This window comes from Sphingomonas sp. Leaf25 (genome assembly GCF_001421635.1).
In the GTDB taxonomy this organism is placed as follows: Bacteria; Pseudomonadota; Alphaproteobacteria; order Sphingomonadales; family Sphingomonadaceae; genus Sphingomonas.
Genome location: NZ_LMKU01000029.1, coordinates 104,059 through 120,195 on the forward strand (window position 1 = coordinate 104,059; position 16,137 = coordinate 120,195).

16 protein-coding genes are annotated in these 16,137 nt (G+C 68.4%); 5 read left to right on the top strand and 11 right to left on the bottom strand.

The window, feature by feature from the left end; genetic code table 11:
* Positions 1-22 precede the first annotated feature (22 nt).
* Both ASE78_RS12155 and ASE78_RS12160 read right to left on the bottom strand, forming a co-directional pair.
* The gene (locus ASE78_RS12155) at positions 23-1,018 is read right to left on the bottom strand and encodes an SDR family oxidoreductase (RefSeq protein WP_056497560.1); all 996 of its coding nucleotides are present in this window, start codon (positions 1,016-1,018) and stop codon (positions 23-25) included.
* Positions 1,019-1,071: 53 nt separating this feature from the next.
* Positions 1,072-3,177 (bottom strand): ComEC/Rec2 family competence protein, encoded by a 2,106-nt coding sequence (locus ASE78_RS12160; RefSeq protein WP_200911051.1) that lies wholly within the window; start codon positions 3,175-3,177, stop codon positions 1,072-1,074.
* Between the two features lie 65 nt (positions 3,178-3,242).
* On the opposite strand from ASE78_RS12160, the gene gltX reads away from it, so the two are divergent.
* The 4 genes from gltX (at position 3,243) to ASE78_RS12180 (ending at position 6,676) form a co-directional block, all read left to right on the top strand.
* Positions 3,243-4,673, top strand: a complete 1,431-nt coding sequence (gltX, locus tag ASE78_RS12165; RefSeq protein ID WP_056497563.1) for a glutamate--tRNA ligase — start codon at positions 3,243-3,245, stop codon at positions 4,671-4,673.
* Positions 4,674-4,692: 19 nt separating this feature from the next.
* A complete protein-coding gene (locus tag ASE78_RS12170; RefSeq protein ID WP_055760259.1) occupies positions 4,693-5,976 on the top strand; it encodes a citrate synthase in 1,284 nt (427 codons plus the stop codon).
* Entirely contained in the window at positions 5,976-6,182 is a 207-nt protein-coding gene (locus ASE78_RS12175; protein WP_055760256.1) for a hypothetical protein, read from the top strand. The genes ASE78_RS12170 and ASE78_RS12175 overlap by 1 nt, the downstream gene beginning before the upstream one ends.
* A gap of 68 nt (positions 6,183-6,250) precedes the next feature.
* Positions 6,251-6,676, top strand: coding sequence for a hypothetical protein (locus tag ASE78_RS12180; RefSeq protein ID WP_056497568.1), 426 nt, complete (start codon positions 6,251-6,253; stop codon positions 6,674-6,676).
* Positions 6,677-6,686: 10 nt separating this feature from the next.
* Here the strand turns inward: ASE78_RS12180 and ASE78_RS12185 are convergent, their stop codons facing one another.
* The 4 genes from ASE78_RS12185 to ASE78_RS12200 are packed head-to-tail and all read right to left on the bottom strand — an operon-like array spanning position 6,687 to position 11,485.
* Positions 6,687-8,051, bottom strand: a complete 1,365-nt coding sequence (locus ASE78_RS12185) for a sensor histidine kinase (RefSeq protein ID WP_056497571.1) — start codon at positions 8,049-8,051, stop codon at positions 6,687-6,689.
* Complete coding sequence (locus ASE78_RS12190) at positions 8,048-9,142, bottom strand: DUF2336 domain-containing protein (protein WP_056497575.1); 1,095 nt, start codon at positions 9,140-9,142, stop codon at positions 8,048-8,050. Before ASE78_RS12190 ends, ASE78_RS12185 begins: the two co-directional genes overlap by 4 nt.
* Positions 9,143-9,178: 36 nt before the next feature.
* Positions 9,179-10,354, bottom strand: coding sequence for a hypothetical protein (locus tag ASE78_RS12195; RefSeq protein ID WP_056497580.1), 1,176 nt, complete (start codon positions 10,352-10,354; stop codon positions 9,179-9,181).
* A 9-nt stretch (positions 10,355-10,363) separates the two neighbouring features.
* Positions 10,364-11,485: an anhydro-N-acetylmuramic acid kinase gene (locus ASE78_RS12200; RefSeq protein WP_082467223.1), complete on the bottom strand. Its 1,122-nt coding sequence runs from the start codon at positions 11,483-11,485 to the stop codon at positions 10,364-10,366.
* A 105-nt stretch (positions 11,486-11,590) separates the two neighbouring features.
* Between ASE78_RS12200 and tyrS the strand changes: the two genes are divergently transcribed.
* Complete coding sequence (gene tyrS, locus ASE78_RS12205; RefSeq protein ID WP_056497584.1) at positions 11,591-12,814, top strand: tyrosine--tRNA ligase; 1,224 nt, start codon at positions 11,591-11,593, stop codon at positions 12,812-12,814.
* Between the two features lie 132 nt (positions 12,815-12,946).
* Here the strand turns inward: tyrS and ASE78_RS12210 are convergent, their stop codons facing one another.
* From ASE78_RS12210 to ASE78_RS12230, 5 genes are all read right to left on the bottom strand, one after another.
* A complete protein-coding gene (locus ASE78_RS12210) occupies positions 12,947-13,318 on the bottom strand; it encodes a hypothetical protein (protein ID WP_056497587.1) in 372 nt (123 codons plus the stop codon).
* A gap of 158 nt (positions 13,319-13,476) precedes the next feature.
* The gene (locus ASE78_RS12215) at positions 13,477-13,905 is read right to left on the bottom strand and encodes an ExbD/TolR family protein (RefSeq protein WP_056497591.1); all 429 of its coding nucleotides are present in this window, start codon (positions 13,903-13,905) and stop codon (positions 13,477-13,479) included.
* 12 nt (positions 13,906-13,917) lie between these two features.
* The gene (locus ASE78_RS12220; protein WP_056497595.1) at positions 13,918-14,403 is read right to left on the bottom strand and encodes an ExbD/TolR family protein; all 486 of its coding nucleotides are present in this window, start codon (positions 14,401-14,403) and stop codon (positions 13,918-13,920) included.
* Positions 14,404-14,478: 75 nt separating this feature from the next.
* On the bottom strand, positions 14,479-15,276 hold the full coding sequence (locus ASE78_RS12225; protein ID WP_055760225.1) for a MotA/TolQ/ExbB proton channel family protein: 798 nt from the start codon (positions 15,274-15,276) through the stop codon (positions 14,479-14,481).
* Between the two features lie 84 nt (positions 15,277-15,360).
* Positions 15,361-16,053 (bottom strand): TonB family protein, encoded by a 693-nt coding sequence (locus tag ASE78_RS12230; protein WP_055760222.1) that lies wholly within the window; start codon positions 16,051-16,053, stop codon positions 15,361-15,363.
* Positions 16,054-16,137: the final 84 nt, after the last annotated feature.

A 16,137-nucleotide genomic window follows, 5' to 3' on the forward strand; every position in this document is an offset into this window, starting at 1 on the left:
CTTCCAGGGAGGGGCCAGGAAATCATGGACTCCCCTTGCCGCCATGCGCGCCGACCGCCGTTCCGGTCGAGAAGCTGGCGCCGCTTTCCGCCAGCATCACGAACAGCCCGGCGAGTTCGGCGGGCTGGCCCGCGCGGCCCAGCGGCGTGTCCTGCCCGAACTCGCCCATGTCGCCCGGCAACTGTCCGCCCGCGACCTGGAGCGGGGTCCAGATCGGGCCGGGCGCGATCATGTTCACCCGGATGCCGCGCTTCGCCAGTTGCTTGGCCAGCCCCTTGGTAAAGATCAGGATCGCGCCCTTGGTCGAGGCATAGTCGAGTAGTTCGACGCCGGGGTCGTAGCTGTTGACCGACCCGACGTTCAGGATCACCGACCCCGGCACCATGTCGCGCGCCACTTCCTTCGCGATGCGGAAATAGGAAAAGATATTGGTCTCGAACGTCCGCACCATCTGTTCGTCGCTGATCTGGAAAATGTCTTCCTTCGACTGCTGATAGGCCGCGTTGTTGACCAGCAGGTCAACCCCGCCCAGCCCCCTCTTCGCCGCCACGACGATCGCCTGACACCCCTCCAGCGTGCGCAGGTCGCGCGGGATCGCCACCCCCTTGCGCCCCGCCTGCCGGATCAGGTCGATCACCTCGCGTGCGTCGCTTTCCTCGTCGGGATGATAGTTGATCGCGACGTCCGCCCCTTCGCGCGCGAAGGCGATGGCCGCCGCCCGGCCGATGCCGGAATCCCCGCCCGTCACCAGCGCCTTGCGCCCGGCGAGCTTGCCCGATCCGCGATAGCTGCGCTCGCCGCAATCGGGGCGTGGGCTCATCTTCGATTGCAGCCCCGGCCATGGCTGGCGCTGCTCCGGGAAGGGGTCGCGGGTGTAAGCGGTGCGCGGGTCGCGTAGCGTCGGCCCCACCGCCGGGGTGGGGGCCGCGCCCTGTCCGGCGAAACCGGCGGAGGCGATGCCGCCCAAGCCGACCGTCGCCGCGCCCAAAACTGCCCGCCGTGAAGGTCCGTATTCCATCGTGCGATTTCCCTGTCCGTCAATCGCGCCAACGGTTCGGATCGTCCTTTGGTTCAGTGGCTTGGGCGTACCGTTTCGGCCCGTTCCCACGGGTGCCGGCCGTCCGATCGCACCACGCGCACCCGGCCGTCGGCCAGCGACACCGCCACCCCGCCGGTCCGCGCGAGCATCGCCCGGTCGAGCTTCAACCAGCGCGGAACGCAGGCCGCCGGCAGCCGTCGGTCGCTGACCACGATGTCGGCGCGCTGGCAAACCGCGACCAGTTCGGCCCATGGCACCGCATAGCCGCTGCGCGTCGCGACGATCGTCCAGCGCCGCCCGCCTGCCGTCCGCGTCGCGATGCACAGATCGGGGCTGCACGCCGTTCCTGGCTGTTCGGACAGCGGCGGCAGATCGCCCTCCACCCCGCCGCCCTCGCCCAGCGTCGAGCGGACATAGTTCCCCGCACGGTCGCGCAGGATCGCCATGCCGCCATCCGGCCCGCGCAGCGCCAGATGCCGCCCGTCGCCCGTCACCAGCAGGTCGGGCGCGGGGATCGCCAGCGCCCACAGGCCGCCGATAACGAACGGCACCACGCCCCATCGCCTGAGCGACGTGCGCCACAGCGCGACCCACAGGCCGCCACCCACCATCAGCGCGAACGCGCCGCCCGGCATCGCGGGCAGCGCCGCGACCGATCCGGGCGCGGCGGCGACGCTCCGCGCAATCCACAGCAGCAGCGACAGCGATAGCTCGACCGCCCACCACGCCGGCGCGCCGAGCCCGACCATGTCGAGCGCCAGCGCCAGCGCTTCGAGCGGCATGGTGACGAAGGTGGTGAGCGGAATGGCGACGATATTGGCCAGCGCGCCGTACAGCCCCGCCTTGTGGAAATGATACAGCCCGATCGGCATCAACGCCGCCTCGACCACGACCCCGGTCAGCAACAGCGAGGCGAGGCCCCGCGCCAGCCGCCGCGCGACACCCTCATCGCGCGCGCGGAACCAGCGGGTGACGCGGGGATGTTCGTGGAGCGCGACGATCGCGGTCACGGCGGCGAAGCTTAACTGGAAGCTCGGCCCCGCCAGCGATTCGGGCAGCACCAGCAGGACCAGCAACGCCCCGGTCGCGATCATCCGCAGCGTGATCGCCTCGCGCCCCAGCGACAGCGCGGCCAGCACCAGCAGCGCGGCGATGCACGACCGCACCGTCGGCACGTCCGCCCCTGACAGCCATGTGTAGAAGATCGCCGCGCCTGCCCCCGCCCCCGCCGCGACGACCGGCAACCGGACCCTGAGCGCGATCGGCGGAAACAGCGCGAGCAGCTTCAACACCACCGTCATCGTCCCCACGACCACCGCCGTGACGTGCAGTCCGCTGATCGACAGCAGATGGGCGAGGCCCGAACGGCGCATCGCCTCGGCATCCGCCTCGGCGATTGCCCCCCGGTCGCCGGTGACGAACGCCGCCGCGATCCCGCCCGCGCTGCCCTCCACCCGTGACTGGATATGGTTGGTCAGCCGGCTGCGCAACCCGGCATTGCCGGTTTCTCCCGGCTGCAGCACCGCGATCGGCGCAAAGCCGCGCCCGGTCGCGCCAATCCCCTGAAACCACGCGACGCGGCGGAAATCATAGGCTCCCGGCACCGCTGCATCGGCCGGCGGCATCAACCGCGCCCGCAGCGCCACCACCGCCCCCGGCGTCACCTCGGGCGGCAGGTCGCGCTGCGCGACGTTCACCCGCACCCGCGGCGGCAGCCCCGGATCGTCGGTCCGCAGCGTCAGGCGCACCAGTTCGCGCGCCGGCAGCGGCTCGACCCGTTCGACCTTCGCCGTGAGCGCGACGATGGCGGGCCGCGCCAGTACCGGTGTCGCGACCCGCTCGGCACGCCACCACACCAGCGCGCAGCCGAGCATCGCCAGCACCCCGCCCCACAACAGCACCCGCCCCGCCCGGCTCGACCATGGCAGCGCCAGCCCGGCCAAGGCGACGGCGGCGGCAGCGAACAGGAAGCCGCCCCACCCGGCCGCATCGGGCAGCAGGAACCACGCCGCGATCCCGCCACCCAGCGCAACCGGCAGCCACAGCGGCAGTTGCGCCCGCTCCGCCTCCAGCCACAGCTCGATTCTCCCGAGGAACCCGGCGGGGGTGCCCAAGGTTTGAAGCAGGCGGGGGGCCATGCTAGAGGCGCTCGCGGCTGTACCGGCCATAGTCTTATCCACCCGATGTCTGGGAGCATCCGCGCTTGGGCGCAACCAATTCCACGGCGCAAGTCGTCACCCGTTTCGCGCCGTCGCCGACCGGCTTCCTCCATATCGGGGGGGCGCGTACCGCCTTGTTCAACTGGCTCTATGCCCGCCGCCACGGCGGACGGTTCCTGCTGCGGATCGAGGATACCGACCGGGCGCGTTCGACCCAGCCGGCGATCGATGCGATTCTCGACGGCATGCGCTGGCTCGGCCTCGACTGGGACGGCGATGCCGTGTTCCAGTTCGCCCGCGCCGATCGCCATGCCGCCGTTGCCCGCCAGTTGCTGGACGCCGGCCATGCCTATCGTTGCTATGCGACGCCCGACGAACTGACCGCGCTGCGCGACGAACAGCGCGCGGCCGGCAAGCCGATCCGCTACGACGGCCGCTGGCGTGACCGGTCGCCGGAGGATGCGCCCGAGGGCGCACCGTTCGTCGTCCGGTTGAAGGCGCCGAAGGAAGGCGCGGTCACGATTTCGGATCAGGTGCAGGGCGACGTCACCGTCGCCAACGCCGAACTCGACGATTTCGTGCTGCTGCGCTCCGACGGCACGCCGACCTATATGCTGGCGGTGGTGGTCGACGATCATGACATGGGCGTCACCCACGTCATTCGTGGCGACGATCATCTCAACAACGCCTTCCGTCAGCTCGCACTTATCCGGGCGATGGATGCGGTCGAGGGCGGCTGGCCCGACCCGATCTATGCGCATGTGCCGCTGATCCACGGCGCGGACGGCGCGAAGCTGTCCAAGCGTCACGGCGCGCTGGGCGTCGAGGCGTATCGCGACGAACTGGGCGTGCTGCCCGAAGCGCTCAACAACTATCTGTTGCGGCTCGGCTGGGGGCATGGCGACGAGGAGATCATCGATCGCGACCGCGCGATCGAAATCTTTGGTCTCGGCGGCGTGGGCCGCTCGCCGTCGCGCTTCGACACCAAGAAGCTGCTGCATCTCAACGGCCATTATATCCGCGAGGCGGACGATGCCCGGCTCACCGATCTGGTGGCGGCACGACTGCCCGACGGGATCGACCGCGATCTGTTGCAGCGCGCCATGCCGGTGCTGAAGGTCCGCGCCGCCGATCTGAACGAGCTGGCCGCCAACGCCGGCTTCTTCTTCCGGTCACGCCCGCTCGCGATGGATGACGGTGCCACCACGCTGCTGACACCGGAAGCACGTGCGATCCTGACGCGGTTGCACGCCAAGCTTGACGCACTCGCAGCATGGGATACGGAGACGATCGAAGCTGCGGTACGCGAAGTGGCGGAGGCAGCGGCGTTGAAGCTGGGTGCCGCCGCGCAACCGCTTCGCGCCGCGCTGACGGGCTCGCGCACCTCACCGGGGATTTTCGACGTGCTTGCCCTGCTGGGCCGCGACGAAAGCCTCGGACGCATCAAGGACCAGATGGCCGCACCGGCCGCATAACGGAAACAGGAGACGCCGCATGGCTGAAGACGCGAAACTGCAGGTAGCGGGCAAGGACGTCCAGTATCCGGTACGATCGGGCACCATCGGCCCGGATGTCATCGACATCCGCAAGCTCTATGCCCAGACCGGCACCTTCACCTATGATCCGGGCTTCACCTCGACCGCGAGCTGCGATTCCGCGCTCACCTATATCGATGGTGACGAGGGCGTGCTGCTCCACCGCGGCTATCCGATCGGCCAGCTCGCCGAACAGTCGAGCTTCATGGAAGTCGCCTATCTGTTGCTGAACGGCGAACTGCCGTCGGGCGACGAGCTGGGCAATTTTACCACCACGATCAGCCGCCACACGATGCTGCACGAACAGCTCGCGACCTTCTATCGCGGGTTCCGCCGCGATGCGCATCCGATGGCGATCATGTGCGGCGTCGTCGGCGCGCTGTCGGCCTTCTATCACGATTCGACCGACATCACCGATCCGCACCAGCGGACGATCGCGTCGCACCGGCTGATCGCCAAGATGCCGACGATCGCCGCCATGGCGTACAAGTACAGCGTCGGTCAGCCGTTCCAGTATCCCGACAATTCGCTCAGCTACACCGGCAATTTCCTGAAGATGACCTTCGGCGTGCCGGCCGAGCCCTATGAAGTGAACCCGGTCGTCGAAAAGGCGCTGGACCGCATCTTCATCCTGCATGCCGACCATGAACAGAACGCCTCGACCTCGACCGTGCGGCTTGCCGGTTCGTCGGGCGCGAATCCGTTCGCGTGCATGGCGGCGGGCATCGCCTGCCTGTGGGGTCCGGCGCATGGCGGCGCGAACGAGGCCGCGCTCAACATGCTGCGCGAGATCGGCACGCCCGATCGCATCCCGGAATATATCGCCCGCGCCAAGAACAAGGACGATCCGTTCCGCCTGATGGGCTTCGGCCACCGGGTCTACAAGAACTACGATCCGCGCGCGACCGTGATGCAGAAGACCGTGCGCGAAGTGTTCGAATCGCTCGGCGTCACCGATCCGGTGTTCGAAACCGCGCTGCGGCTGGAAGAAATCGCGTTGTCGGACGATTATTTCGTCGAGAAGAAGCTGTTCCCGAACGTCGACTTCTATTCGGGCGTCATCCTGTCGGCGATCGGCTTCCCGACCACGATGTTCACCGCGCTGTTCGCCCTTGCCCGCACCGTCGGCTGGGTCGCGCAGTGGAACGAGATGATCTCGGACCCCGAACAGAAGATCGGCCGTCCGCGTCAGCTCTACACCGGGCCGGCGCAGCGTGATTACGTATCGGTCGGCGAACGCTGATGCGCATCGTCCGGCGCGTGCTGACGATCGCGGGCGCGATCCTGGCGTTCGTCGGACTGTTCTGGCTGGGTCAGGGGATGGGCATCATCCGCTGGCCCGCCAGTTCGTTCATGATCGACCAGTATCTGTGGGTCGTCACCGGATCGGTAGTCGCAGCGCTCGGGCTGTTGCTGGTGCTGATCGCGCGTCGGTTGCCGAGGCGGTAGGCCGACCGGCTTGCCCGCGACCGCCGGTCGTGCCACCTTTCCCCTGATAAAAATGGGGGGATGACCGGATGACGGGCCTGCTGACGGCGGCATTGATGCTCGCGCAACCGGGTCTGACTCCGTCCAGCCCACCAACAGCGCAGGGCACCGTCCGCACGGTGCAGCGTCTGCTGGAGGCCACCGACGCTGGCGATGATGCCGCGTTCCAGCGAACCACCCACCAGTTCACGGTGATGTTCACCGGCGACTTCGGCGCGCCGGCGACGCGCGCCGACTTCGCGCAGATCCTGAAGCTATGCACCGATCGCAAGATCGGCGAGTCGAGCGTGGTCCACCGGATGAAGGAATTTCGCACCGTCCGGCTGACGATGCGCTGTACGCTCGATCCAAAGCTTACGCCGGCGGCGATGGTGATGGACATCATGGCGAACGACGATGTCGCGGTCGCGGCGTTGACCGGCGGTATCGAGGCGATCTGGCCGACGACCCGTTGACCGCCGCAGCCTACCGCGCCGGCAGCAACAGCACGAACCGCGCGCCCTCGCCCGGCGCGCTGTCGAGCAAGATGTCACCGTCCATCGCCCGCGCCAGCCGCCGCGCGATATAGAGGCCGAGCCCGCTTCCGCCCGGCTCGCCCGGATCGACCCGGCCGAATTTCTCGAAGATGCGTTCGTGATCCTCGGGCGCGATGCCCTTACCCTGATCGGCGACGATCACGCAGGCGCTCTCGCGATCGCGTTCGAGGCGGATCCACACCATGCCGCCCGGCGGCGAATAGCGCACCGCATTGCCGATCAGGTTGACGAGGATCTGCAGTACCCGGCGAAACTCGCCACTCGCCGCCATCGAATCGTCGAACGATGGGCGGTCGATCCGCACATCGCCCTGCGACGCCCGTACCGCCAGCAGCCCCGCCGCACGCCGGGCGACATCGGCTAGGTCGAGGTCCTCGACGCTGACGACGAAATCGGCGCGCTCGATCGCCGACAGATCCTCCAGATCGTCGACCAGCCCCAGCAGGTGGCGCGCCGCGCTGGCGATGTCGGTGGCATAGCCGGTGTAGTCGTCGGTCAGCGGCCCCTCGGTCCGTGCCGACATGCTGTCGGCATCGGCGATGATCCGCCCAAGCGGATCGCGCAACGCCCGACCGACACGGCGGCTAAACGCTTCGGACAAATCGCCGGGCGGCGGCGCTTCCGCGACGATCGGCTCGTCGGGCACGATGGCATAGGCTGCGCCGTCGAACCCGGCGAAGCGCCCCGCCGCGTCGCGCCGTGGCACCGCCGCCAGCCGGACGCGGTGTGGCGTCCCGCGAACGCCCGCCTCCTGCTCGTCGAACATCGCCTGCGACGCGACGGCGCCCAGCAGGGGGAAACCGCCCTCGCCATCATCATCGAGTACGAACAGCCGCGTCACCGGCTGGCCCAGCACCGTCAGCGGATCGAAGCCGTGGCTCGCCCCCGCGTGATCCGAAACATGGGTCAGGTGCAGCGAGGCATCGGTGGTCCACAGCCAGTCGGCATCGGCGCGCAGGAAATCCGCCTCGCGGCCGGTGTCCTCTCCTTGCCACGGCGCGCCGGCATGCCATCCGGCCGCCTCCAGCCGGATGCCGAGATCGTCGGGCCGCGCGGTGACGGTGAGTTCGAGGTCGTCCTCGCCATCGGCGGCGGTGATGGTCCGGGTCAGTTCGATGCCGAGGCGCTGCACCAGCCGGACGAGCGCCGCGATCTGCGGCACCGCCACCGGCTGCCCCACCGCGCCCCCCGCCCGCCGGTTCAATTCGGCGAGGCGTGGTTCGGCATCGAGCAGCACTCCGTCCGCCGACACCCGGCCGAACGCCGGCGGCAGACCGGAATCGCGCGCGATCACGTCTGTCCGCCCAGCGCCAGCATCGCCGCATGATAGTCGGGGTCGAGCGCCATCGGCGCCAGCGCCAGCCGCGCGGCGGCCGGCGTGACCGCCATGATCGAATCGATCGCTTCGGCCAGCGCCTCGACATCGCGTGCCGGCTCCGCCTCGGCCAGCGCGAAGCCGATCCGGGCGATCACCGTCCGGTCGAGATCGACCGCGCGCAGCACGACCCACAGCCGGGTGCCGTCGCGATCGATCAACAGATCGCGCACCCGGTCGAACGCCAGCCCGCTCGCCTTGGCCAGCAAGGCGACGAAGAACACCAGCCGCCCGTCGCCGATCGCCTCGATCAGCAGGCCGGGCAGTTCGTCGCGCTGCGCATCGACCGCCTGCGCCAGCCGCATCGCCGCGACCTCCAGCGGCACCAGTTCGGCCTGAGGATCGAGCGCGCGGCGGACCGATTCGGACAGCGCGGCATCGAGCAGCGCCGTCGCATCGCCCGCCGCCACTGCCTCGCGCAGCGCCGCCGCGACCCACCATGCGACCCGCTGGTGCAGCGGCCGGACAAGGTCTACGACCGTGACATCGCCATCCCAGCGCGGACCGCGCCGGGCCTGCGCCGCCAGCATCGCCACCGCCGCCGCCGCGACCAGCCGGTCGCTCGCCTGCGCCATGCGCGCGATCATCGTCGGCCGCTCCAGCCCCTCGGGCAGCGTGACCGGCAGCGCGGCGGCGATATGCGCCAGCCGGACCCGTGCCAGCAGTTCGCCGAACAATGCGCCGTCGCGGAACAGCCCGGCGCGGTTGACGCGGTCGAACGTTCCGCCGCAGCCGCGCAACTGCTGCGCCAGTGCCGCCTCGCCGCGCGTGGTCAGCAGCCGGACACCATGATCGCGCACCTCGGCCTCTACCGCACCGACCACACCGCGCATCGCACCGTGGAGCGCGGTGGCGGTACGATCGTCGATCCGGGCATCGTCGGTCAGATGAAAGGTGTCGGCGGCCGCCCGCAGGCGGGATGCGCCGACCCGTTCGGCCGATGCGACACGATCGAGCAGCGGCGAAATCGCCGCCGGGGGAGAGAGAGGATCGAGCGGGTCGTATGCCATTGGAACGGCCCTAGAACGGCGGCGGTTAAGGTTGAACTAAACCCGCCGCCGCAATGTCTCAATCGCCATCGTCAGGCTGACCGCGCCGTGCAGCGCGATCAGTGCCAGCCCGATGGTCGTCACGCCGCCCAGCGCAAATGGTGCGAGCAGCACGAGCGCGATCGCGGGCGATGCCGCCCACGGCGCGACCGGCCCCGGCACCCGCCCACCGATCAGCGTCGCCGCCATGCCGGCCAGCCCGAGCACCGCCGCCGTCCCGCTGCCGACGCTCGACGCCTGAACCCCGGCGATGCCGAGCACGCCCAGCACGCCCAGCACGGCAATACCCTGTTCGCCGATCCGCGCCTGCGCATCCTCGCCCCGCAGCCAGCCGAGCAGCGATCCCGCCGACAACAGCACCATCGCGACGACCATCACCACCCCCGCCGGCCCCGCTCCCCACCACGGAATCGCCGCCAGTCCGCCCAGGGCGATGGCCGCGCCCGCGCCGAGAACACCGACCGCCGGCACCCGCCGCCGGACGAACAACGGCAGGATCAGCCGGGTCAGCGGCGTGAAACAATAGCGGTCGATCCAGCCGCTGCGCGCCTCGGCCAGCGACGCCAGCACGTCGCGGCTGCGCACTTCGAGCGTGGCGGCATCGCGCTCGACGCCGTGGCCGGCACGGATCGCGCGCGCCGGGAGCAGGACATGCCCCGCTCCCGCCTGGGTCGCGACCCTCAGCAACGTCGACTGGAAATCATATTCGCGCGGTAATCGCACCACATCGTGCAGCCGATCGACCGACAGCGTCGCGACTCCGGCCCAGCAATGCCCGGCATCGACGCGCTCCACCGCCGTCGCGGCGTCATCGTCGGGCGTGACCAGCAACGTGTCGGCCGGCTCCAGCGCCATCGCCGCGACCACCGCATCGGTGGTGACGAGCCCGTCGGCAAGCGCGAGGATCGTCCCCAGCGGATGCGCCCGCGCGACGGCTTCCTCGGCCGACCGGACCAGATCGACGCTCGCCCCGCGCCGGCCGATCCGGTTGATCGCCGCCGCCAGCGTCGGCGTCACCCGCGCCACCGCGACCAGCAACTGGGTCACACCCGCCCCGATCAGTAGTCGCGCCTGATACTCGATCAGCGTCATGCCGCCGAACGGCAGCGTCGCCGCGAGGACGCCGGGCTGGCGTTCGGCTTCCTCGGTCGCGAAAATCAGGCCGGTGCGCATCCCCGCCGGTTAGGCCCCCACGACGCGAAGCGCCAGCCCCACGCGCGGCGCGGCGTGAAAGCTGCCCCCGGTAAGCGGCGTCGGTACGCCGGTCGTGCCCGGAAAGCTGATCGGCAATCCCTTGCGTGATCGCACCGCGAGATAGGCGAAGCCTTCCGCCTCCACCGCATCGCCGTTCCAGCCGACGCCGTCGCTGGGGATCGGCGTCAGTCCGGTGCGCTCGGCGATCATCCTCAGCATCGTCGGATTGCGCCGCCCGCCGCCCGCGACGATCAACGCCTGCGGCCGCACCGGCAGCCGGTCGATCGCTTCGGCGACACAGGCGGCGGTGAACGCGGTCAGCGTCGCCGCGCCGTCCGCCGCGCTCAGCCCCCGCGCCGGCTGGATCGTGAAGTCGTGCCGGTCGAGCGACTTGGGCGGTGCCAGATCGAAGAATGGATGGTCGAGCATGCCGGTCAGCACCGTCTCGTCGATTCGTCCCGCCGCCGCGAGCGCGCCATCGGCATCGAAGCGCGCGCCGGTTTCCTGCTCGACCCAGCTATCGACCAGCCCGTTGGCCGGGCCGGTGTCGAACGCGATCAAGTCGCCGTCCGCGCCGATCCACGTGATATTGCCGACCCCGCCGAGGTTCAGCACCGCCACCGGCCGCGCCATGTCGGCGGCAAGCGCGGCATGATAGACCGGCAGCAGCGGCGCGCCCTGCCCCCCGGCCGCGACATCCGCCGTGCGCAGACCCGCCACTACATCGATTCCCGTCGCCGCCGCCAGCGCCGCGCCATCGCCCAACTGCCATGTCCAGCCGCGATCGGGACGGTGCGCCACCGTCTGCCCATGGAAACCGATCACTTCGACCGCGCGTGCCGCCACATCGGCTTGCGCAAGCAACGCCGCGACCGCCGCCGCATGGGTGCGGGTCAGCAATTGCTCGGCCCGGGTCAGCAGCGGATGCTCACCCGGATCGTCGAACAATAACGCCAGCTCGGTCGCGGCGGCCAGCGTCGCACGATCCTCATTGGTATAGGGTTGGCCGACGAAGGCCATCGCGCGGACCTGGTGCTCGCCATCGGTTTCGATCAACGCGGCATCGATCCCGTCGAGCGAGGTTCCGGACATCAAACCGATCGCGAGCATGGGGCGGCCTTCGTAACCAAACATTGGCCGGCCACTCTATCGTCCCCGGCGGGCAAGTCGAGAGGCGTGGACTTGCCCCCCGCCGGAGCGCTACAGCGCCAGATCATGACCGACTATGCTTCCGATCTGCTGCGCCTGCTGTCCTCGCGCGGGTATATCCATCAGTTGACCGACGCGGCGGGCCTCGACGCGCTCGCCGCCCGGCAGATCGTGCCGGGCTATATCGGCTTCGATCCGACCGCGCCGTCGCTGCATGTCGGCAGCCTCGTCCAGATCATGCTGCTGCGCCGGCTGCAACAGGCAGGTCACAAGCCGATCGTGCTAATGGGCGGCGGTACCGGCAAGATCGGCGATCCGAGCTTCAAGGACGAGGCACGCCGCCTGCTGACCGACAAGGTGATTGCCAGCAACGTCGCGTCGATCAAGACGGTGTTCGAACGCTTCCTGACCTTTGGCGACGGGCCGACCGATGCGGTCATGCTCGACAACGCCCAGTGGCTCGACGCGCTCGAATATATCCCGTTCCTGCGTGACGTCGGCCAGCATTTTTCGGTCAACCGGATGCTCAGCTTCGATTCGGTCAAGCTCCGGCTCGACCGCGAACAGTCGCTGTCGTTCCTCGAGTTCAACTACATGATCCTGCAGGCGTATGATTTTATGGAATTGTCGCGCCGTGCCGGCTGTCGCCTGCAAATGGGCGGGTCGGACCAATGGGGCAATATCGTCAACGGCATCGAGCTTGCCCGCCGCATGGACGGGACCGAGGTGTATGGCATCACCACTCCGCTCATCACGACTGCTGACGGCGGCAAGATGGGCAAGACCATGTCGGGCGCGGTGTGGCTGAATGCCGAGCAGCTATCGGCATATGACTATTGGCAGTTCTGGCGGAATACCGACGATCGCGACGTCGGCCGGTTCTTGCGGCTGTTCACCGACCTGCCGCTCGACGAGATCGCCCGACTGGAATCACTGTCGGGTGCCGAAATCAATGAGGCCAAGAAAGTGCTGGCCGACGCGGCGACGGCGATGTGCCGTGGTGCCGATGCTGCCGCCGAAGCCGCCGAAACCGCGCGGCGGACCTTCGAGGAAGGGGCGGCGGGCGATGCGCTGCCGACCCATGCTGTCGCTGGCGCGATCAATGTCGTCGATGCGCTGGTCGCGCTGGGGCTGGCGACGTCGAAGGGTGAGGCACGGCGGCTCATCAAGGGCGGCGGTGCCCGGGTCGATGGCGAAAAGATCGTCGACGAAGCACAGTCGATCGCGGTCGTGGCGCCGGTCCGGGTGTCCGCCGGGAAGAAGCATCACGGGCTGCTCGTTCCGGCCTGACCGGATCGGCCGGCTCGTTCGCCCCGGTTATTGTATCGAAAGCGTCGGGCGATCGGCATAGCCGCCAGGATCGCCTGATAATACCGATCCTGCCGCGCATCCGAAGATGGGCGGCAGGGCTCGGTGTGTCGCTCAGCGCGACGTCATCTGGATCGCGGTGTCGCGGTCGAGCAGGCTCAGCCCCTTGCGGGCGACGTCATGCGCGCTGGCCACGCGCGATCCCGACAGCAGCAGCGACGCATCGCCGCGCTTGAGGACCTGCTGGTACAAGCCGCGCGCCTGATCGCTGCGGTCGGTCATCGCATAAACGGCGGCGAGGTTCAGCAACACCTCGGGTTCGCGGCTGCCGGCGCGGGTATCGCGCTCCAGATCGCGTTCGGCCTGCGCCAGCTTTCCGCCGACGATCGCCGCATGCACATATTGCGCGTCCTGCGCCATCGCGCTGCCAGCGAAGCCAACCGCCGACAGCGCCACGGCAAGGCGGGTGAAGGTTCCGAGTCGCATGTCATCATCTCCTGTTTGTTTCGTTTTGATGACATCAATGTTTCACTTTTACGACATGCTGACAAGTGCGTCTTTCGACGGATTTGGCACAAAAAAAGGGGCGGCAAATGCCGCCCCCTCGGGACCCGCCTTGCGGCAGGAAGGATCAGATCACCCGATCAGAAATCGTTGCGATACTGTTCGTTGCCGACGAAGCCGAGCTTCGTCACGTTCGACCGCTTGATGATCGCCAGAATGCCGTCCACCACTTCGTACCGTGCCGTGGCATCCGGCTGGAAGTGCAGTTCGGGCTGGGGGTTCATCCCCACCGTCTGGTCGAGATACTGGGTCAGCGTGACCTCGTCGACCGGGGTCCCGTTCCACGCCACCACGCCCTGCGCGTTAACCGTGATCTTGTTCTTCTGCGGATCAACGTTCGGTTGCGGCCGGTTGTCCGGCTGCGGCAGGTCGACCTTTACCGCGTGGCTCTGGATCGGGATGGTGATGATGAACATGATGAGCAGCACGAGCAGCACGTCGATCAACGGCGTCGTGTTCATGTCCATCATCGGTTCGTCGTCTGCGCGACCGCCAGCACTCATTGCCATGTCAGGCTACTCCTATTGACGCGCGCGAGGGGTGGTATTGGGGTCCGGTTCGGAAATGAACCCGACCTTGGTGAACCCGGCCGACTGCATCGTATAGATGGTGCCGCCGATGCAGCGATACGGCGTATTGATGTCGCCGCGAATATGCACTTCGGGCAGTTCGAGCTTCGGGTTGCCAACGCCACCCTGCCGCTCGATCTCGACCTTCAGCTTTTCGACCGCACGCTTCTGCAATTCACCCGCATCGACGCGGGTCAGACCCCAGTACACCGCGCACTGACCGTCGAGACCCTGGACCGAGAGCGAAACATTCTCGGGCTTGGTCGTCGTCGGTTCGAACACGACCTTGGGCACTTTCAGGCCGCTCACCTGCTGGACCACGACCGGAACCGCGATCAGGAAGATGATCAGCAGCACGAGCATGACGTCCACGAGCGGCGTGGTATTGATGTCCGAGAGGGGGGCTTCATCGCCGCCGCCGCCAACACTCATCGCCATGAGGCTATCCTATCCACATTTACTCAGTCGAACCGCCGGGCCGGAGAATTCCGGCCCGGCGGTGTCAGCGTCGGCTTACGAGCGCGGCGCGGTCGGGACGCCACCGGCTTGGCCGGCGGTCGTCGAACCGGTCGTGACCGGCTTGGCGGTCGGCACCGGGCCGCGAGCAGCGGCGGCCGGACGGACGGCGCCGTTCGAGGCGAGGAAGCCCAGCACGTCGTTCGAGAACGCCGACAGGTCTTCCGCGATGCCCTTGTTACGGCGCTGCAGCCAGTTGTAGGCGAGCACGGCGGGAACCGCGACGACCAGACCGATGGCGGTCATGATGAGCGCTTCACCGACCGGGCCGGCGACGTCGCCGATGGCGGCCTGACCGGCGGCACCGATCTTCACGAGCGCGCGGTAGATGCCGACCACGGTGCCGAACAGACCGACGAACGGCGAGGTCGCGCCGACGGTCGCGAGGAAGGCGAGGCCGCCGTTGAGCTTCGAGTTGATCGCCGCTTCCGAACGCGCCAGCGAACCGTGCAGCCAGTCATGCGCCTCGACCGGATCGGTCAGCTTGCCATGCTGTTCCTGGGCGGCAAGGCCGTCGTCGACGATCTGGCGATAGGCCGAGTTCTTCTCGAGCTTCGCGGCGCCTTCGCGCAGCGAGTTCGACTGCCAGAAGCTGGCGCGGACGCGCTTCGCCTGGTTCATGATCTTCTGCTGTTCGACCAGCTTGGTGAACAGGATGTAGAACGAACCGACCGACATGATGACGAGGATGCCGAGCGTGGTGAACGCGATCGCGCCACCCTGCTGCAGCGCTTCGAAGAAACCGAAGTTCGGCTGACCGGCGGGCGCCCCGGCGGCGAGAATGGGGGTGAGCATCGGGAGAGTTTCCTTAAAGCCAGTTGTTTTTCGTGAAGAGAGACCCGGTCGGCCCCATGGCACGTGGCCATGGGGAGCGCCGGCTTACCGGTCGGCGGGCAACTGCCAGCGGACGCGGCGCGACGAACTCGACCGGATCGGGTTGCCCGACTGGTCGAGCGCCGGCGTGTAGCGGGCGCGACGCTGAAGGGCGGCGCATGCTGCCCGGTCCAGTGCCGCCGAGCCGCTCGACGAGGTCACGCGACAATTTTCGACACGACCCTGAGCGTTGATGTCCCACGAGATCGCACTGACACCTTCGTCCCCGCTGTTGAGCGCGGAAGCCGGGTAATCGTCCTGCGTGATCCATTGCGACGGATCGCCCTTCGCACCCGCGGCCTTGCTGACCACCGGCGCGGGAGGCGCGGGCGGAGCGACCGGTGCCGGCGGCGCGGGCGGGCCCGCGGTCGGAATCGGCGCGTAGGTCGGCGGCGGCGTCGTTACCGACTGCACCACGACGGGCGGCGGCGCCTGGGTCCGCACGATCGGCGGAGGCGTGACGACCGGCGGCGGCGACTGCGGCTGCGGCTGATCGGGCGGTGGCGGGGGCGGAGGAACTTCCTCCGGCGGGGGCGGCGGCTCGACGACGTCGAACGTCTCGGTATCCTCGACCGCCTTCTTCACATATTTATAGGCAAGACCGGAGATGAACGCATACCCGATCAATACGTGGAGAATCCCCACGAGAACGAGCGCGACAATCCGGCCATTACCTGCTCTCTGGTCAGCATAAGCCATTCAGCAACCAAACTCCTCTAGCCCGGTACATTGGACCATCGTCACACGGAACAACCCGCACGCAATGATCGTACGTCCGGGGCT